The organism is Micromonospora sp. WMMC241 (assembly GCF_027460165.1).
Classification (GTDB): domain Bacteria; phylum Actinomycetota; class Actinomycetes; order Mycobacteriales; family Micromonosporaceae; genus Micromonospora; species Micromonospora humi.
In genome coordinates, this window is record NZ_JAPZBF010000001.1 from 1,914,410 (window position 1) to 1,933,715 (window position 19,306).

The following is a 19,306-nucleotide window of genomic DNA, read 5'->3' on the forward strand; positions in this document are numbered from 1 at the left end:
GTGACGGCTTCCACCGACCTCGACACGCTCTCCGACTTCTTCGACCGCTACGGCGTGGCGCTGACCAGCGCCGACGTGCCGGCGATCGCGGCCTGCTACGCCCTGCCCGGGCTGGTGGTCGCCGACACCTACAGCTTCTCGTTCACCTCGCCGGCGGCGGTGGCGTTGAGCTTCGTCGGCGCCGCGCCGGATTACCAGGAGCGGGAGCTGATCGCCGCGAACGCGCAGATCGAGGACGTGCAGCAGGTCTCCGCGCTGCTCACCGAGGTCGCGGTGCGGTGGGAGTTCCTGGACAGCCAGGGCCGGGCGGTGCCGGGCGAGCGCTACCGCTATCTGCTGCGGACCACCGACGAGGGCCCGGCCATCTGCACCGTCATCCGCACCGCCTGACCCCGACGACCCGGTTGTTGAGAAGGGGCCCCTTCTCGACCACATGCGTCAAGAAGGGGCCCCGCCTTACGTGCTCAGCGGTGGCTGGCGGCCCAGCGGTCGGCCTCGGGGGCCGAGTGCAGGCCGGGCTCGTGCAGACCTTCCTCGTCGAGCTGGCCGATCCGGCGGTAGGTGTCCGGCCGGCTGCTCCGCAGCACCCCGCCCCAGATCAGGCCGAGGAGGCCGGCCACCACCGGGATCGCCGGGAGCAGCCACTTCAGGTAGCCCGCGGTGTCCGGCGCGAGCAGCGCGTCGAAGTTGAACAGCAGGACCAGCAGCACGGCGGTGAGCAGCACGGTGCCGAGCGCCGGGGCGATGGCCCGCTGCCAGGCCGACTCCGGGCCGCCGCGGCCTCGGAAGAAGCCGACGACGGCCGCCGAGGTGAGCGTCATGAGCAGCACCACGCCGACCGCGGCCGAGCCGGACAGCCAGGTGAACAGGTCGATGACCGGGTCGCGGCCGGTCATCGCGAACGCCAGGAAGACGACCACGGCCAGGACGCTCTGGATCAGCGAGCCGGCGATCGGGGCGCCGCTGCGGCTGGACGTCGAGCCGAGGAAGCGGGGCAGCACGTTCTCCCGCCCGAGCGCGAACAGGTAGCGGGCCACGCCGTTGTGGAACGACAGCAGGGCGGCCAGCACGCTGGTGATGAACAGGACGTTCGCGATGTCCGCGACGACCACGCCGGAGTATTGCTCGAGCGCGCCGAAGACCACGCCGGGACCGGCTTCGGTGCTGGCCTGCTGCGCGTTCTCCGGGCCGGTCAGCACGGTGAGCGCCCAGGCGGAGAAGGCGTAGAACAGGCCGGTGAACGCGACCGCGATGTAGGTGGCCCGGGCCACGGTGCGCCGCGGGTCCTTGACCTCCTCGCTGTAGATCGCGCCGCTCTCGAAGCCGGTGAACGAGGCGATGGTGAACGCGAGCACGGCGCCGAACCCGGCCCCGAACAGGTGACCGGGGCTGATGCCGCCGGTGGTGACGCTGCCGCCGGCCGGGTGGGCGAACGCGACCAGGTCGAAGATCAGCACCGCCACGCACTCGAGGACGAGCAGCACCGCGAGCACGCTGGCGTTCAGGTCGATGCGCAGCACGCCGAGCACGGCGATGAAGACCCAGGCCAGCAGCGCCCACACCCACCAGTCGAGGGTGAGCCCGGCCTTCGCGGTCATGAAGTCCTTCATGATCGCGCCGAACAGCCCGTAGAGGCCGATCTGGATCGCGTTGTACGCGGCCAGCGCGACCGCCGAGCCGGCCACCCCGCCGGCCCGGCCGAGGCCGTTGGCGATGTACGCGTAGAACGCGCCCGCGTTCGCGACGTACCGGCTCATCGCGGCGTAGCCGGTGGCGAAGACGGCGAGCACGGCCGCGAGCAGCACGTAGCCCAGCGCGGCGCCCATGTTGCCGCTGACGGCGTACATGGTGGTGACGCCGCCGCCGAGAACGGTCAGCGGGGCCGACGCGGCGACGGTGAAGAAGACGAGATGGGCGGTGCCGAGACGGCCACGGCGCAGCCCACCGTCGGAGAAGAACGGATCGGAGGACAAGGGTTCTCCAGGGGAGGGGAAGGGGTTGGGGGTTGTCTACTTCGGAACAGCCTGAAGCAGGGTATTGGTGATCACGGATCGTCACAAGCCCACTTCGATATCGATTGGGGCGCGCATGATCGACCGGAATTGAGCTGTGCGTGGTCATGCCGTACCGTCCCGTGTCGACGATCACGGCCACCGTTCGAGGATGGACCATGACCTACCCCGGGGCACAAGCCACGTACCGGCTCGCCGATGCACTGTTCCTCATCGGACACGACGAGTTCACCGGTAAGCCGCATGTCGCGGTCGACCGGCTGGAATGCGGGCTGGCCGGCGCCGCGCTCGCCGAGCTGATGTTCGAGGGCCGGATCGCCCTCGACGGTGGCGGCATCGCCGCGGTCGACCCGCGGCTCTGGCAGGAGCCGCTGACCGACCTGCTGATCACCGAGATCCTGCGTCGCGAGGGCGCGCATCCGGCCCGGCTGTGGATCCGCTACCTGCGGACCCAGTTGAACATCAACGAGCGGGTCGGCACCCGGCTGGTCACCGCCGGCGTGCTCCGCCGGGAGCAGGGCAAGCTGATCGGCCGCCAGGTGCGCTGGCCGGCGATCGACCCGAACCAGGCGGCCTCGCCGCGGGTCCGGTTGACCGCGATGCTGATGCACTCGTCCCCGGCCGAGCTGGACCCGGGAACGCTGCTGCTGGCGAGCCTCGGCGAGGCGGTCGGGCTCGCCGCGCACATCTTCGACCCGCAGGTCGGCGGCCGGATGCGGGACTGCCGCCGCTTCCTTCCGGCACAGCTCGACGGGTTGCTCGCCGCGGTGGTGGGCGCGCTCGACGTCAGCACCACCACGGTCCGCCGCTGACGCCCCGCCCCGCGCCCGCCGCGAGCGGCGTCGACACGCCCGCCGCGAGCGGCGTCGACACGCCCGCCGGGCCGCGTCCCGCCCCGGCGGTTCCGGGGCGGGACGGAGCGCCCTCTCAGGCGGGGTCGCGCCACATCGGGTAGAGGCTGGGCCCACCCGGCAGGTCCAGCGTGACCGGGCGGCGCCGGAAGCCGAGCCGCTCGTAGAGCGCCGCGTTGCGCGGCGTGCTGGCCTCCAGGTAGCCGGCCGTGCCCGACTGATCCAACTCGGTCAGCTTGTCGCGCAGCAGCGCCGAGCCGACGCCGCTGCCGTGGTGGTCGGGGTGCACCCCGATGAACGGCAGGTACCAGTGCGGCTCGCCGGGGTGGTTCGCGGCCATCATCTCGTCGAGCACGGCGAACCGCTTCATCGCCTCCGGGCCGATCGCGGCTTCCAGCTCGGCGAGTTCCTCGCCGTCGTCGGAGTCGTGGTCACCGCCGACCGGGAGCCAGAGCGTGGCGCCCAGCCCGTCGCCGGCCACGTGGACCTCGCCGGTCCGCAGCGCCAACGCGACGAACGGCCCGAAGAACGCGGGGTGGACCCGCGCCCGGTGGTCGTCCTCCGGGAAGATCCAGCCGCTCACCGGGTCCCGCATGAACGCCTCGGCGAGAATCCCGGTCACGACGGCGTGGTCCGCTGTGGACGCACGCCGGATGTTGCCCTGCCACTGAGCCATTGGCCACCCGTCCTGCCGCTGCACGAGCCATTGTGGTCATCGATCGGCGTGCAACGTATCAGGTCACTGAGTCGCCGGTCAGGTCCGCACGGACCGCTCGCCGCACGCGGTGTTGCTGGCTAGGCTGGCGCAGTCCGCCAACGGGGGAGGGCAGCCGGGCGATCCGTGCCCGCCGACAGGAGGAACATGTTCCGCACGCGTCGTGCCGCCCCGTCGCCCGGGTCCGCCATCACCTCGTCCCCCTGGATCCTGGTCGCCGCCGGGGTGGTCGTGATGGTGGTGCTGCTCGTGGTGGCGCTCGGTGCGGTGCGGGGGCGGCGGACGTTCCCGGCGCAGGGGCCCACGGATCCGGCCATGTCGTTGCCGGGCCTCCCGGTCACGCCGGCGAGCACGCCCGCCGCGACAGGTGCGGCGTCGGGCACGGCGCCGCGCCCGGTGGCGCCCGGGCTGTCGCCCCGGTCGACAGTGCTGCCCGCCCGGCCGACGCCGGCCGCGTCTACCGGCAGCCCACGCGGCGACGTCCGACCCGCTCCGCCCGCGCCGCCACCGCCTCCGCCGCCGGCCCCGCCGTCCGCGGTGGCCGGGCGGTACGGGGTGGTCGACACCTTCGACGGCGGCTTCATCGGCGAGGTGCTGCTGGTCAACACCGGCCGGTCGGCGCAGGGCTGGACGGTGCGGCTGACGTTTCCGCGGGGCCGACTGGTCACCGCCTGGGTCGAGGGCGCCGAACAGGGCCCGTTCGGCTTCGACGGCCGGGTCTTCACCTATCGCAGCGGAGTCGACCTGGCCGCCGGCGCGTCGGTGCCGGTGCGCTTCCACTTCGAGCGGACCGGCACCACCCGGCCGGACACCTGCACGGTCGACGGCGTGACCTGCGCCGGTCTCTGAGTCGCCGCGCCCGACGACGAGGGCACCGGCATCGCGTTTTGCAAGATGACTGCCGTGTTGCGACTTCGTTTGCAAGGTATTGCAGAATGTTTCGGCAAGAGCTAGCGTGCGGGCGAATCAGCGACCAGAGAAAGGCCGTCGATGAAACCGACGCCGATATCCCCCAAGGCGTTGCTCGCCCTGGTCTCCTCCCTCGTACTCACCCTCGTCGGCGTGCCGGTGGCCCTCCACCAGCTCGGCGCCGACAGTGCCGAGCACGCCGCCACCCCCGACGTCCTGGCCGCCGGCAACGCCCCCCAGTGGAACCGGGAGCCGTCCGCCGAGGCGCTGCTCAAGGCCGGGAGCAACACCGCGAAGGCGGAGCAGTTCTACTTCGTGCTGCCGGACCGCTTCGCCAACGGCGACAGGCGCAACGACACCGGCGGGCTGACCGGCGACCGGCTCCGCACCGGCCTGGACCCGGCGGACAAGGGCTTCTACCACGGCGGTGACCTCAAGGGCGTCATCGACAAGATGGACTACATCCAGGGGATGGGCACCACCGCCATCTGGCTGGCGCCGATCTTCAAGAACCGGCCGGTGCAGGGCACCGGCGCCGACGTGTCGGCCGGCTACCACGGCTACTGGATCACCGACTTCACGCAGGTCGACCCGCACTTCGGCACCAACGCCGAGCTGAAGAAGCTGGTCGACCTCGCGCACCGGCGCGGGATCAAGGTCTATCTGGACATCATCGTCAACCACACCGCCGACATCATCCGCTACGCGGAGGACAAGTACGGCTACGTGGACAAGAAGACCGCGCCGTACAAGGACGCCTCGGGCCGGGCGTTCGAGGACCGCAACTACGCCGACGGCACGCGGAAGTTCCCCGCGGTGAACTCGACGTCGTTCCCGTACACCCCGACGTTCGCGAGCCCGGCCGACGCAAAGGCCAAGGTCCCGGCGTGGCTCAACGACCCGACCATGTACCACAATCGTGGTGACTCCACGTTCGCCGGCGAGAACAGCGAGTACGGCGACTTCTTCGGCCTCGACGACCTGTGGACCGAGCGTCCCGAGGTGGTCCGGGGCATGACCGACATCTACGGGCAGTGGATCGGCAAGGCCGGCGTCGACGGCTTCCGCCTCGACACGGTCAAGCACGCCAACCTCGACTTCTGGCCGCAGTTCACCCGGGGCATCGACGCCTACGCGGCGAAGGCCGGCAAGAAGGACTTCTTCATGTTCGGCGAGGTCTACAGCGCCGACCAGGCGATCGAGTCGACCTACGTGCGGCAGGGCGGCCTGCCCGCCACGCTCGACTTCTCGTTCCAGGAGGCGGCGCGCGGCTACACCGCCGCCGACGGCTCGGCCAAGGCGCTCGCCGACGTGTACGCCAAGGACGACCTGTACTCCGCCCGGGACACGAACGCGAACCGGCTCACCACGTTCCTCGGCAACCACGACATGGGCCGGATCGGCTCGTTCATCGCCGCGGCCGACGGCGACGACGCCGCCCAGCTGCGCCGCGACCAGCTCGCCCACCAGCTGATGTTCCTCACCCGAGGCCAGCCGGTGGTCTACTCCGGTGACGAGCAGGGCTTCACCGGCCCCGGCGGCGACAAGGATGCCCGCCAGGACATGTTCGCCTCGCGGACCGCCGACTACCTCGACGACGACCTGATCGGCACCACCCGCACCCACGCCACCGACCAGTACGACACCCGCCACCCGCTCTACCGCACCATCGCCGAGCTGGGCAAGCTCCGGGCCGCGCACCCGGCGCTGCGCGACGGCGTCCAGGTCACCCGGTACGCGGCCGACGGACCGGGCGTGTTCGCCTTCTCCCGGATCCTGAAGACCGAGCGGGTGGAACACGTCGCGGCGGTGAACAACGCCTCCACCCCGCAGACTGTCACCGTGGACACCTGGTCGGCCGGCGCCCGCTTCACCGGCGTCTACGGCGGCGCCGCGACCGCGACGGCCGGCAACGACGGCAAGCTGAGCGTCACCGTGCCGGCCATGTCGGCAGTGGTGCTCAAGGCCGACCGGGCGATCCCGCAGCCCGGCGCGGCCCCGACCGTCACGCTCACCGAGCCGGGCGCCGCCCCGGTCGCCACCACCACCGCGATCACCGCCCAGGTCACCGGCGACCCGCTCGCCACCGTCACGTTCGCCGCGAGGGTGCCCGGCGGGAAGTGGACGCTGCTGGGCAGCGCCGACCGCGCGCCGTACACGGTCCACCACGACCTGACCGGGCTGGCCGGCGGCACGACTGTCGAATACAAGGCGGTGGTCCGCGACGGCAAGGGCCGCACCGCCACCGCCCGCACCACCGGCACGGTCGGCACCCCGGCGCAGGGCGCGTCGCGGGACTGGGCGGTCGTGCACTACCAGCGCCCGGCCGGCGGTTACGACGACTGGGGGCTCTACGCCTGGGGCGACATCGACCCGGCGTACGTCACCGAGTGGCCCAAGGGACAGCCGTTCGTCGGTGAGGACTCGTTCGGCCGCTTCGCCTGGGTGAAGCTCAAGCCCGGCGCGAAGTCGGTCGGGTTCCTCGTGGTCGACAAAGACGGCAACAAGGACGTGGCGAACGACCGCACCATCGACGTCACGCAGACCGGCGAGGTCTGGGTGAAGCAGGGCGACCCGACCCTCTACCCGACCCGGCAGGCCGCCACCGGCGAGCCGGACCCGGCCGTCGACCAGGGCACCGCGGTCATCCACTGGCGCAAGGCCGACGGCAACTACGACGGCTGGGGCCTGCACCTGTGGGACGGCGCGGCCAACCCGACCGACTGGGCCGCCCCGCTCAAGCCGGAGAAGATCGACGCGTACGGCGCGGTGTTCCGGGTGCCCCTGGCCGCCGGCGCGACCGGGCTGAGTTACATCATCCACAACGGCGACGAGAAGGACCAGCCGGACGACCAGCGGCTCGACCTGACCGTCGGGCACGAGGTGTGGCTGCTGGCCGGCGTCAAGGGTCGACTGCTGCCGGCCACCAGCTCCGGCGCCGCCACGGACGTCGACGTCACCAAGCAGAAGGCGCAGTGGATCGACAGGTCCACCGTCGCCTGGGCCACCGGCCCGACCGACGGCAAGAAGTACGCGCTGGTCGCCGCCCCGGCCGGCGGGATCGGCGTCGCCGACGGCGAGCTGACCGGCACGTACACCACGCTGCCGCTGCGGGCGCAGCGCAACGGGCTGACCGAGGCGCAACGGCAGGCGTACCCCCAGCTCTGGGCCCATCGCGCCTTCTCGCTGGACCGCGCCGACCTGGCCAAGGTGCCGGCGGCGCTGCGCGGGCAGCTCGTGGTGACCGAGCGGGACGCCGAGGGCGCGCTGCTCAGCGCCACCGGGGTGCAGATCCCCGGTGTGCTCGACGACGTCTACCCGGCGGCCACCTCGGCGAAGCTCGGCCCGACGTTCGCCGGCCGGGTGCCCACCCTCGCCGTGTGGGCGCCGACCGCGCGGAAGGTGTCGCTGCAACTGTTCGACTCGCCCACCGGGCAGCCGAGCACGGTGGCGATGAGCCGCAACGACCGCACCGGCGTCTGGTCGGTGCGCGGCACCCGGGCGTGGACCGGCCGCTACTACCGCTACCAGGTCGAGGCCTGGCAGCCGGTGGCGCAGAAGGTGGTCACCGCGTCGGTGACCGACCCCTACTCGGTCGCGCTCGCGCCGAACTCCACGCACAGCCAGATCGTCGACCTGACCGACCCGGCGCTGGCGCCGGCCGGCTGGGCGAACCTGCGCAAGCCGGCGCCCGTGCCGGCGGCCAAGGCACAGATCTCCGAGCTGTCGGTGCGCGACTTCTCCATCGCCGACAGCACGGTCCCGGCCGAGAAGCGGGGCACCTACCTCGCGTTCACCGACCCGAACACCGCCGGGATGAAGCACCTGCGGGCGCTCGGCGCCGCCGGGGTCAACTACCTGCACCTGCTGCCGGCGTTCGACTTCGCCACGATCCCGGAGAAGCGGGCCGACCAGGCCCAGCCGGCCTGCGACCTGGCGAAGCTGCCGTCGGACTCGGACCAGCAGCAGAAGTGCGTCGCGGCGGTGGCCGACAAGGACGGCTACAACTGGGGGTACGACCCGCTGCACTACACGGTGCCGGAGGGCGGCTACGCGGTCGACCCGAACGGCGCGAAGCGCACCACCGAGTTCCGGCAGATGGTCGCCGGGGTGAACCAGGCCGGCATGCGGGTGGTCATGGACGTGGTCTACAACCACACCTCGGCCGCCGGCACCGACGGAAAGTCGGTGCTCGACCAGGTGGTGCCCGGCTACTACCACCGGCTGCTGGAGGACGGCACGGTCGCCAACTCGACCTGCTGCGCCAACACCGCCCCGGAGCACGCCATGATGGGCAAGCTCGTGGTGGACTCGCTGGTCACCTGGGCCAAGGCGTACAAGGTGGACGGCTTCCGGTTCGACCTGATGGGTCACCACCCGAAGGCGAACATCCTGGCCGTGCGGGCCGCGCTGGACAGGCTCACGCCCGCCCGCGACGGCGTCGACGGCAAGAAGATCATGCTGTACGGCGAGGGCTGGAACTTCGGCGAGGTCGCCGACAACGCCCGGTTCGTCCAGGCCACCCAGGCCAACATGGCCGGCACCGGGATCGGCACGTTCAACGACCGGCTCCGCGACGCGGTGCGTGGCGGCGGCCCGTTCGACGCCAACCCGCGGGTGCAGGGCTTCGCCTCCGGCCTGTTCACCGACCCGAACGGCGACGAGGTCAACGGCTCGGCGGCCGGGCAGAAGGCCCGGCTGCTGCACGCCCACGACCTGATCAAGGTGGGGCTGACCGGCAACCTGCGCGACTACCGGTTCACCGACACCTCCGGCAAGCGGGTCACCGGCGGCCAGGTCGACTACAACGGCTCACCGGCCGGCTACACCGCCGCGCCGGGCGAGGCGGTCACCTACGTCGACGCGCACGACAACGAGATCCTGTACGACGCGCTGGCGTACAAGCTGCCGCAGGGCACCTCGGCGCAGGACCGGGCCCGGATGCAGGTCCTCGCGTTGGCGACCACCGCGTTCGGGCAGGGCACCGGGTTCGTGACGGCCGGCTCGGAGCGGCTGCGCTCCAAGTCGCTGGACCGCAACTCGTTCAACTCCGGTGACTGGTTCAACCAGATCCGCTGGGACTGCGCCCAGGGCAACGGGTTCGGCGCCGGCCTGCCGCCGGAGCAGGACAACAAGGACAAGTGGCCGTACGCAAAGCCGCTGCTGGCCGACCCGAAGCTGGTTCCGGGCTGCACGGCGATCGACCTGACCGACGCCCGCTACGCGGAGCTGCTGCGCATCCGGCGGTCCTCGCCGGTGTTCGGGCTGCCCACCGCCGAGCAGGTGCAGAAGCGGGTCGCGTTCCCGCTGTCCGGGGAGAAGGAGACTCCGGGCGTGCTGACCATGACCCTGGACGCCCGCGGGCTGGACGGGAAGTGGAAGTCGGTGACAGTCGTCTTCAACGCCACCCCGGAGACGGCGAAGCAGACGGTCGCCGGCCTGCGCGGGGCGAACGTGGCGCTGCACCCGGTGCTGCGGAACTCGGCCGACCCGGCGTTGCGGACCGCCTCGTTCGACCGGGCGGGCGGCACGTTCACCGTCCCGGCGCGCAGTGTGGCGGTCTTCGTCCAGAGCTGACCGCGCCACGAACGACGACCGGCCCCCCTGCCACTGCTGGCAGGGGGGCCGGTGCGTACCCCGGGTCCGTCAGGTCAGTTGAAGCAGTCCTCGACGGTGTTGGCGCAGTTGGTGGGGTCGTTGTCGCTGATGAGGGAGTCGTCGTCGAGCTTGACGTGGCCCTCGTGGTTGAGGACGCCGCCGGCGACGCGGTGGAGTTTGGCGGCGTCGGTGGCGGTGTTCTTGGTGACGTGGGTCTTGGTCAGGGTGATCTTTGCCTTGTTGTTGAAGATGCCGCCGCCGTTGAGGGCGGTGTTGCCCTTGATCAGGGTGTCGCGCAGGGTGAGGGCGGCGTTGTCGTCCTCGTCGTGTTCGCGGGTGAGGAAGCCGTCTTCGATCTTGACGAGCCATTCGCCGTTGTAGATGCCGCCGCCGAAGCGGTTGGCGGTGTTGTCGACGATGACGCTGTCGGCGATGGTGGCGCTGGCTTCGTCCTTGGTGTTGGGGTAGCCCCAGTGCTTGCCGCCGGTGGTGACGACGCCGCCGCCGTCGCCGTCGGCGTGGTTGCCGGCGACGACGACCTTGTCGAGGTCGAGGTCGGTGTTCTCGGCGTAGACGCCGCCGCCGTTCTCGCAGGCGGTGTTGCCGGTGATGTGGGTGAAGGAGACGGTGACGTAGCCGCCGCTGCTGAACAGGCCGCCGCCGTTCTTGCCGGCGCGGTTGTTCGACAGCGAGGACTTCTCGCCCTCCTTGCCGCCGTCCTTGCCGTGGTCGGAACCGATGATCTCGACCGTGCCGGCCTCGTCGTGCTTGCCCGACGGGACGTAACCCTTCAGCTCCGTCGCGTCCTCGCCGTGCTTGCCGGAGAGGCCGTTGCCGTTGGCGATGCCGCCACCGTTGCCGCCCGCGGTGTTGTCGTCGACCTTGGTCTCCTCGACCTTGAGGATGCCGCGGTTGAAGATGCCGCCGCCGTCGCCCTGGGCGTGGTTGTTGACGACCTTGCTCTCCTCCAGCCACACGCGGCCGAAGTTGGCCACCGCGCCGCCGTTGTTCTCGGCGTTGTTCTCGGCGAGCTTGACGTTGTCCAGGTGGGCGCTGCCGCCGCGCTCGACCAGCAGCGCGCCGCCGTCGCCCTCGCCCTTCTTCTCGTCCCCGTGCTCCGAGTCCGAGTCCGAGACCGCGATCGTCGTCGCGGTCGCGGCCTGCGCCGCGGTGGTGGCCTGCACCGGCGCCGTGGCGGCCTGCGCCGCGACCGGAGCGGCCTGCGCCGCGACCGCCGGCTGGGCCGGGGCAACCGGCGCGGCCGGAGCCGGCGCGGCGGCCTGGGCCGCGGTGGCGGCCGGCGCTCCCGCGACCGCCGGCTGGGCCGGAGCGGCCGGCGCCGGCAGCGCCGCGGTGCCGTTCGCCGCCGCGGGCGCCATCGGACCGGGACCGCCCGGGTACTTGAACTCGGACGCGTTCCCACCCTTGACGGTCAGGTCCTTCAGGGTGAGGTGGCCGCCGTCGACGACCCGGAAGATGCGGAAGGTGTCTTCGGCGTCGCGCTTGATGGTGGAGCCGTTGCCCTTGATGGTGACGTCCTGCTTGATCTCGGGCAGGGCGCCGCCGACCTTGCGGTCCTTGACGCCGAGTTCGTAGGTGCAGTTCTCGGCGAGCTTCAGGGTGCCGCCGTGGTCGCGGTTGGCCAGTTCGAGCGCGTCGACGAGGGCGTCGTCGTCGCAGGGGATCTCGCGGGCCTTGCCGTGGTCCTCCTCGCCACCCCACTCGCCCCGGTCACGGCCCTCCTGGCCCCGGTCCTTGCCGTCCTTGCCGTACTCGTCGCCGCGGTAGTCGTCCTTGCCGTGCTCGTCCTCGGTGGCCTCGTCGCCGTGGTCGCCGTCGCTGAGCTGCTGCGTGGTCGACCACTTCACGTCGGCGAGCCGGTGCGGACCGGTGACCCCGGTGGTCGCGTAGGCCACGCCGGCGAGGCTGACCGCTCCGGTCAGGCCCACGACGCCGGTCGCGAGCCAGAGCCGGCGGCGCCGGAGCGGGGAGACGGTCTCGCGGGTGGTGGCGTCATCGTTATTGCGAAGGTAGTTGGACATCGGAGCTCTCTGCCCTCTCCTTGTACCTGACAAGGTCGCTTCGCCACAGCGAGGCGGCCTTCGCTACAAATCGGTTGTAGCTGCTGAACAACAACGTATGAGAACCTTCTTCACCCTGCGCCCAAATCAGAAAAAAACCCGCATAAGGGTGCGGGTGGTTGCAGCGGGGACGGCACGTCCCGTCGGGGACGCGGGGGACCGGGCGCGTTGCGTGACGCGGTCGCAGGTGCGCCCCGGCGCGCGGGAGTCGGAGCGGGTCCCTTCCCGCCGGCCTGACGGCGGGAAGGGACCACGGGCTCTATGTGGTGGTGCGCTCAGTTGAAGCAGTCCTCGACGGTGTTGGCGCAGTTGGTGGGGTCGTTGTCGCTGATGAGGGAGTCGTCGTCGAGCTTGACGTGGCCCTCGTGGTTGAGGACGCCGCCGGCGACGCGGTGGAGTTTGGCGGCGTCGGTGGCGGTGTTCTTGGTGACGTGGGTCTTGGTCAGGGTGATCTTTGCCTTGTTGTTGAAGATGCCGCCGCCGTTGAGGGCGGTGTTGCCCTTGATCAGGGTGTCGCGCAGGGTGAGGGCGGCGTTGTCGTCCTCGTCGTGTTCGCGGGTGAGGAAGCCGTCTTCGATCTTGACGAGCCATTCGCCGTTGTAGATGCCGCCGCCGAAGCGGTTGGCGGTGTTGTCGACGATGACGCTGTCGGCGATGGTGGCGCTGGCTTCGTCCTTGGTGTTGGGGTAGCCCCAGTGCTTGCCGCCGGTGGTGACGACGCCGCCGCCGTCGCCGTCGGCGTGGTTGCCGGCGACGACGACCTTGTCGAGGTCGAGGTCGGTGTTCTCGGCGTAGACGCCGCCGCCGTTCTCGCAGGCGGTGTTGCCGGTGATGTGGGTGAAGGAGACGGTGACGTAGCCGCCGCTGCTGAACAGGCCGCCGCCGTTCTTGCCGGCGCGGTTGTTCGACAGCGTGCTCCACGAGGCGTCCTTGCCGTCCCGGGCGCCGGTGATCTCCACGGTGCCGGCGTCGTGCCTGCCGTGGTCGCCCTTGCCGGCGTCGGCGGTGGTGAGGTCGACCGGACCGCCCTCGCCGCGCCGCTCGTCGCTGCCGTTGGCGATGCCGCCGCCGCTGCCCGCGGCCGTGTTGTCGTCGACGTGGGACTCCTCGACCTTGAGGATGCCGCGGTTGAAGATGCCGCCGCCGTCGCCCCGGGCATGGTTGTCGACGACCGTGCTCCCGGCCAGCCACAGGCGGCCGAAGTTGGCCACCGCGCCGCCGTCGTGCTCGGCGTTGTTGCCGGCGAGCGTGACCTTCGAGAGATGGGCCTTGCCGCCGCGCTCGACCAGCAGCGCGCCGCCGTCGCCCGCGCCGCGGTCGCCGTCCCGGAGCGCCCGCCCCGACACCGTCCGGCCGGGGTGCCGCACCTCGGCGGCGTTCCCGCCGGTGACCGTGAGGTCGTCGAGGGTGAGGTGGCCGCCGCCGGCCACGCGGAAGATGCGGAAGGTGTCTTCGGCGTCGCGCTTGATGGTGGAGCCGTTGCCCTTGATGGTGACGTCCTGCTTGATCTCGGGCAGGGCGCCGCCGACCTTGCGGTCCTTGACGCCGAGTTCGTAGGTGCAGTTCTCGGCGAGATTCAGGGTGCCGCCGTGGTCGCGGTTGGCCAGTTCGAGCGCGTCGACGAGGGCGTCGTCGTCGCAGGGGATCTCGCGGGCCTTGCCGTGGTCCTCCTCGCCACCCCACTCGCCCCGGTCACGGCCCTCCCGACCCCGGTCGCCGCCCTCCTCGCCCTTCCCGCCGTCCTCGTGGGTGTCGGCACCGGCGTTCTGCGGCGCGACGGCGCGATTGTCCGCCACCCGCTCCGGGCCCCCGGCCCGGTCGTCGCGGGCGGCGAGGCCGCCCAGCGCCGCCAGGCCGACGACGCCGGTCAGCCCGGCCACGCCGGTGGCGACCCACAGTGTCCGCCGCCTGCTCGTCGGCGGGGTTGTCGTCGGCGCCCCGCCGTCGGGTGTCGTTGCCTCGTCGGACATGAGAGCCTTCCCGCCCTTTCGGTTCTTCCCAAACGGATGCCATCGCCCCAGGCGGGGCGAGCAGCTACAAACGGGTTGTAGCCCCTGATCGACACCGTAAAAGAAGAATCCTCGCGGGAAGCTCTTATGCGAATAAAGCGCGCATAAGTGGACGTAAGACAGCGGGCCCGCACCGGCGTCGGTGCGGGCCCGCTGTCGTAAATCGGGGGATCGAGGGGCTCAGCCGGGCAGGCGCGGGCCCGCCTCGCGCTGCTCGGCCAGCCAGGTCTCCACCTCGTCGGAGCCCCGCGGCAGCCCGGCCGAGAGGTTCACCGGACCGTCGGCGGTGACCAGGATGTCGTCCTCGATCCGGACGCCGATGCCGCGCAGTTCCTCGGGGACCAACTCGTCCTCCGGCTGGAAGTAGAGGCCCGGCTCGACGGTCAGCACGTAGCCCTCACCGAGCGGCCCGTCCCGGTAGGTCTCCTTGCGGGCGTTCGCGCAGTCGTGCACGTCGATGCCGAGCATGTGGCTGGTGCCGTGCAGCGTCCACCGGCGGTAGACCGTGGAGGCCGGGTCCATCGCCTCGTCCACGCTCACCGGCAGCAGCCCGAGATCCTTCAGCGCCTCGGCCAGCACCCGCATCGAGGCCAGGTGGACGTCGCGGAACCCCACCCCCGGCCGGCACATGTCGATGCCGGCCTGCTGCGCGGCGTGAACCGCGTCGTAGACCTGCCGCTGAAGCGGCGTGAACCGCCCGTCGACCGGCAGCACCCGGGTGACGTCGGCGGTGTAGAGGTTGCGGTTCTCCACGCCCATGTCCATCAGCAGCAGGTCGCCCGGACGGGTGGCGCCGTGGTTGTGCACCCAGTGCAGGATCGTGGCGTGCTCGCCGGACCCGACGATCGAGCCGTAGCCGACGTCGTTGCCGTCGTGTCGGGCCCGCAGCGCGAACAACCCCTCCAGCAGGCGCTCGGAGATCGCCCGGTCGGCCGGCAGCGCCCGAGCCACGTCCTCGAAGCCGCGCACCGTGGCGTCGCACGCCTCCTGGAGCTGCGCGATCTCCCACTCGTCCTTGACCAGCTTCAGCTCGGAGATCGCGATGGCCAGCTCCCGGTCCCGACCCGGCTGGCCCTCGGCCCGCGGCCCGTCGTAGCGGCGCACCGCGGCGTCCACCCGGGCGTCGAAGCCGCGCAGCACCCGGGTCCGACCCGGGGCCAGGTCGGCCAGCGCCGCGTCCAGCTCGCTCAGGTCGGCCGTCGGCAGGCCGAGCTCGGTCGACTTCTCGCGCAACGTCGGTCGGCGGCCCACCCACAGTTCGCCGTGGCGGCTGCGGAAGAACTCGTCGGTCGCCCGCGACGAGCGGGGCCGCATGTAGAGCGTCGCCTCGCCGCCCGGGCGCAGCACGAGGACGCTGTCGGGCTCCAGGTCGCCGGTCAGGTACGCGAAGTCGCTGCCCGGCCGGAACCGGTGCTCGGTGTCGTTGGCGCGGACCTTCTCGGTGCCGGTGGGGATGACAAGCGTCTCGCCCGGGAAGGCCTCGGTCAGCGCGGCCCGTCGCTTCGCGTGGTTGGGCACCTCCGGGCGCGGCGTGACCGGCAGCTCGGTGTCCCGCCAGCCCTGCCGCATGAACGCCAGGAACGCCTCCGGGAAGTCCGGGTCGTGTGATTCCGTGCCGTCCGCCGGCTTGCCCTGCTGCGTCCGCTCCTCGGCCATGATCCGCCCCTCCCTGAGCCTCGTCGCTGGTCCCGACGGTACCGCGCGCACGACAGCGGGGAGTGCCTGCGGTGCCGCGACGGCGGCTTCCGGCGCGTGGAAAGATGGCCGTCATGTGCGGACTCCTGGCCTTCTTCAGCGCGCGCGGCGACGCCGCCGCCCACCGCGACCACATCGCCGGCGCACTGGAGTGCCTGCACCACCGGGGCCCGGACGAGACCGGGGTCGAGGTGGTCGGCGACGCCTCCGGCCGGTACGCGGACGGCGTGTTCGCGCACAAGCGGCTGGCGATCATCGACGTGGCGCTCAGCCACGAGCCCCTGCCCTACGCGGGCGGGCGCTACCTGCTCACCTTCAACGGCGAGATCTACAACTACATCGAGCTGCGCGACGAGCTGATCCGCGACTACGGCGCCCAGTTCGCCACGAACGGCGACGGCGAGGTGATCGTCGCCGGCTACCACTACTGGGGTGAGCAGGTGCTCACCAAGCTGCGCGGCATGTTCGCGTTCGTGATCTGGGACCGGCAGGAGCGGCGGGCGTTCGGCGCCCGGGACTACTTCGGCATCAAGCCGTTGCACTACCTCCAGACCCAGGACGGGCTCTACCTCGCCTCGGAGAAGAAGGCGCTGCTGCCGTTCGCGCACTCCGCCTACCAGGGCGACGCGGGGATCGACACCGCGAACCTGAGCCACTACCTGACCCTGCAGTACGTCCCGGAGCCGGGCACCCTGCACAAGGGGATCAGCCGGATCGGCTCGGGGGAGTACCTGACCTGGAGCCCGGACGGCCGGATCGACGTGCGCCGCTGGTACCGGCCGGTGTTCCGGCCCGCCCCGGTCCCCGACGAGCAGCGGCTCTACCACGACATCCGGGAGACGCTGCGGGAGAGCGTCCGGATGCACATGCGCTCGGACGTGCCGGTCGGCTCGTTCCTGTCCAGCGGCATCGACTCGACCGCCGTGGTGGCGCTGGCCCGCGAGTTCAACCCGAACATCCTCACCTTCACCGTCGGCTACGACGTGCCCGGCTACTCCGAGATCGACGTGGCCCAGGAGTCGGCCCGGCACCTCGACGTGACCACGATCCCGACCAAGATCGGGCCGCAGGACATGATCGACGCGCTGCCGAAGATCGTCTGGCACCTGGACGACCCGGTGGCCGACCCGGCCCTGGTGCCGCTCTACTTCGTGGCGAAGAAGGCCGCCGAGCACGTCACCGTGGTGCTCTCCGGCGAGGGCGCGGACGAGTTCTTCGGCGGTTACACGATCTATCGCGAGCCGCTGTCGCTGAGCAGCGTCAACGGCCTGCCGGACGGCGTGCAGAAGGGCCTGCGGGCGGTCTCGAAGGCGATCCCGCAGGGGGTCAAGGGCAAGAGCTTCCTGGAGCGCGGCACCACCCCGATCGAGCAGCGCTACTACGGCAACGCCCGGATGTTCACCGAGGAGGAGAAGCAGCACCTGCTGCGCCGCTACGACCCCTCGGTGCGCTACACCGACGTCACCGCGCCGATCTACGCCGAGTGCACCGAGCTGGACGACGTCACCAAGATGCAGTACGTCGACCTCTACACCTGGCTGCGCGGCGACATCCTGGTCAAGGCGGACCGGATCTCGATGGCGCACTCGCTGGAGGTCCGGGTGCCGTTCCTGGACCGGGAGGTGTTCAACGTCGCCGCCGGCATCCCGGTCGACCTGAAGCTGCCGCCGCGTTCCGAGGCCACCAAGTACGCCATGCGCCAGGCGCTGCAGGGCGTGGTGCCGCCGGCCATCGTCAACCGCAAGAAGCTGGGTTTCCCGACCCCGACCCGGGTCTGGCTGCGCGGCGAGATGTACGAGTGGGCCCGGCACGTGCTGTCCACCTCGGGCGCCGGTGACCTGATCGACCTGTCGTACGCGATGCGGCTGCTCGACGAGCACAAGCGGGAGGAGGCCGACCACTCCCGCAAGGTGTGGACCGTGCTGATCTTCTGCATCTGGCACGCCATCTTCGTGGCGAAGACGCTCGACCCGGGTATCCAGCGCAACCAGTCCGCGCTGCTCACCAAGCCGGTCGTGGGCAGCATGGTCCGCTGACCCCGAACGTGACGAAGGGCCCCCGGGTACGCCCCGGGGGCCCTTCTCAGGTCGGGATCACCTGCCGGTGCAGGTGACCGTGGGTAGCGTGTTCTGGCCGGAGAAGTTCGCGGTGAAGCCGAACGTGGTGGTGCCCTCCGGTGCGACGCTGCCGTTGTAGGCGGCGTTGGTGACCGTCACCGACGATCCGCTGCCGCTCAACGTGCCGTTCCACACCTGGTTGATGGTCTGGCCGCTCGGCCAGGTCCAGCTCGCGGTCCACCCGGAGTACGTCCGGGTGCTGTGGTTCATGATCATGACCTCGCCCTGGAAGCCACCGCCCCAGGCGCTGACCACCTTGTAGACCGCCATGCAGTTGCCGCCGGCCGGCGGCGGCGTCGTCGGCGACGAGGTGGGCGTGGGCGTCGGGGTGGTGGGCGTCGGCGTGGGGTTGGTGGGCGTGGGGCCCGGGTTCGTCGGCGTCGGCGTGGGGTTGCCGCCCGAGCCGATGCCGGTCACCTCGCCGTTGCCGCCGTCGAACGTCACGTCGGAGCAGCCGAAGAAGTTCTCCTGGCTGTCCGAGCGCACCCAACGCGAGTAGATGATGTGCCGGCCGCTCTTGTTGCTCGGCAGGTTGCCGGTGAAGTAGTAGTGGCCGTCGTTGGTGCCCACCGCGCCGCTCTGCGGCGGGTTGGTCACCTGCAGGAACGGCTGCGTCTCCAGGTCGCTCCAGGCCAGCGGCCGGGTCGGGCTCCAGCTGTCCTTGGTCACGTAGAAGTAGAACGTGCCCGGGTGGTGGGCCCAGTTGCTGTAGCGGAACTCCATCGACCGCCCGGCCGTCAGGTGCGTGACCGGCCAGTCGTTGCGGGCCGCGTCGTAGCCGCTGAAGTTCGGGTTGCCGCCGCTGCACAGCTTGCCGTCCGGGATGAAGCCGGTGGTCCGCCCGCCCGCGTCGGAACGCAGCACGCTGAACCAGTTGTAGAGCGAGTTCGCCCCGTTCTCCGCGACCGCCGACGCGCAGGCGGGGTTGTTGGGCCGGATCTCACCGGTGCCGGAGAGGCCGTCCTTCCAACACAGGTAGGTGCGGGCGCCCGGCGTCATCGCCGCGCCGTGCGCGGCGGCCGGGTCGGGCCCGGAGGCCAGGGCGAACGCGCCCACGGCCAGGGTGAGGGCCGCGGTGACGAGCGCGGCCGTACGGGATCGGTGCACGGGAATCTCCTGACTCGCGGAGCGTGGCCCGCTTCGGCCCGCCCCGCTGCGACGAGCGGATGCGATCATCGCGGTGCCCGCGCCCGGCGGTCGGCCGGGGCCTTACGGGGACGCGCACCGCCTGCGGTCCGTGTCACGGACCGTGGATGCCCTCGCGTCGGCTCGACCCGGCGACGCGGCAGCCCCCCGCGCCCTCCCGGTAGCGCCATCCC

The 19,306-nt window shown here is 71.4% G+C and carries 11 protein-coding genes; 5 read left to right on the forward strand and 6 right to left on the reverse strand.

Annotation, left to right across the window (positions count from 1 at the left end; translation table 11 throughout):
• Nucleotides 1-390, forward strand: a complete 390-nt coding sequence (locus O7598_RS09210; RefSeq protein ID WP_269690896.1) for a hypothetical protein — start codon at nucleotides 1-3, stop codon at nucleotides 388-390.
• A gap of 74 nt (nucleotides 391-464) precedes the next feature.
• Here O7598_RS09210 and O7598_RS09215 read toward each other — a convergent pair whose 3' ends face one another.
• The gene (locus O7598_RS09215) at nucleotides 465-1,973 is read right to left on the reverse strand and encodes an APC family permease (protein WP_269690897.1); all 1,509 of its coding nucleotides are present in this window, start codon (nucleotides 1,971-1,973) and stop codon (nucleotides 465-467) included.
• A 197-nt stretch (nucleotides 1,974-2,170) separates the two neighbouring features.
• On the opposite strand from O7598_RS09215, the gene O7598_RS09220 reads away from it, so the two are divergent.
• Nucleotides 2,171-2,824: a GOLPH3/VPS74 family protein gene (locus tag O7598_RS09220; protein WP_091071763.1), complete on the forward strand. Its 654-nt coding sequence runs from the start codon at nucleotides 2,171-2,173 to the stop codon at nucleotides 2,822-2,824.
• Nucleotides 2,825-2,939: 115 nt separating this feature from the next.
• On the opposite strand, the gene O7598_RS09225 is transcribed toward O7598_RS09220, so the two are convergent.
• Nucleotides 2,940-3,485, reverse strand: a complete 546-nt coding sequence (locus tag O7598_RS09225) for a GNAT family N-acetyltransferase (RefSeq protein ID WP_269690898.1) — start codon at nucleotides 3,483-3,485, stop codon at nucleotides 2,940-2,942.
• A 240-nt stretch (nucleotides 3,486-3,725) separates the two neighbouring features.
• Between O7598_RS09225 and O7598_RS09230 the strand changes: the two genes are divergently transcribed.
• Both O7598_RS09230 and pulA read left to right on the forward strand, forming a co-directional pair.
• A complete protein-coding gene (locus O7598_RS09230) occupies nucleotides 3,726-4,427 on the forward strand; it encodes a cellulose binding domain-containing protein (RefSeq protein ID WP_269690899.1) in 702 nt (233 codons plus the stop codon).
• 141 nt (nucleotides 4,428-4,568) lie between these two features.
• The gene (gene pulA / locus O7598_RS09235) at nucleotides 4,569-10,064 is read left to right on the forward strand and encodes a pullulanase-type alpha-1,6-glucosidase (RefSeq protein WP_269690900.1); all 5,496 of its coding nucleotides are present in this window, start codon (nucleotides 4,569-4,571) and stop codon (nucleotides 10,062-10,064) included.
• Between the two features lie 74 nt (nucleotides 10,065-10,138).
• Here pulA and O7598_RS09240 read toward each other — a convergent pair whose 3' ends face one another.
• From O7598_RS09240 to O7598_RS09250, 3 genes are all read right to left on the reverse strand, one after another.
• Complete coding sequence (locus O7598_RS09240; protein ID WP_269690901.1) at nucleotides 10,139-12,127, reverse strand: hypothetical protein; 1,989 nt, start codon at nucleotides 12,125-12,127, stop codon at nucleotides 10,139-10,141.
• Nucleotides 12,128-12,441: 314 nt separating this feature from the next.
• Nucleotides 12,442-14,136: a hypothetical protein gene (locus tag O7598_RS09245; RefSeq protein ID WP_269690902.1), complete on the reverse strand. Its 1,695-nt coding sequence runs from the start codon at nucleotides 14,134-14,136 to the stop codon at nucleotides 12,442-12,444.
• Nucleotides 14,137-14,355: 219 nt separating this feature from the next.
• Complete coding sequence (locus tag O7598_RS09250; protein WP_269690903.1) at nucleotides 14,356-15,831, reverse strand: aminopeptidase P family protein; 1,476 nt, start codon at nucleotides 15,829-15,831, stop codon at nucleotides 14,356-14,358.
• A 113-nt stretch (nucleotides 15,832-15,944) separates the two neighbouring features.
• On the opposite strand from O7598_RS09250, the gene asnB reads away from it, so the two are divergent.
• Nucleotides 15,945-17,906, forward strand: a complete 1,962-nt coding sequence (gene asnB, locus O7598_RS09255) for an asparagine synthase (glutamine-hydrolyzing) (RefSeq protein ID WP_269690904.1) — start codon at nucleotides 15,945-15,947, stop codon at nucleotides 17,904-17,906.
• A gap of 57 nt (nucleotides 17,907-17,963) precedes the next feature.
• Here asnB and O7598_RS09260 read toward each other — a convergent pair whose 3' ends face one another.
• Nucleotides 17,964-19,094 carry a lytic polysaccharide monooxygenase auxiliary activity family 9 protein gene (locus tag O7598_RS09260; RefSeq protein ID WP_442929840.1) on the reverse strand — a complete coding sequence of 377 codons (1,131 nt, stop codon included), beginning with the start codon at nucleotides 19,092-19,094 and terminating at the stop codon, nucleotides 17,964-17,966.
• Nucleotides 19,095-19,306 lie beyond the last annotated feature (212 nt).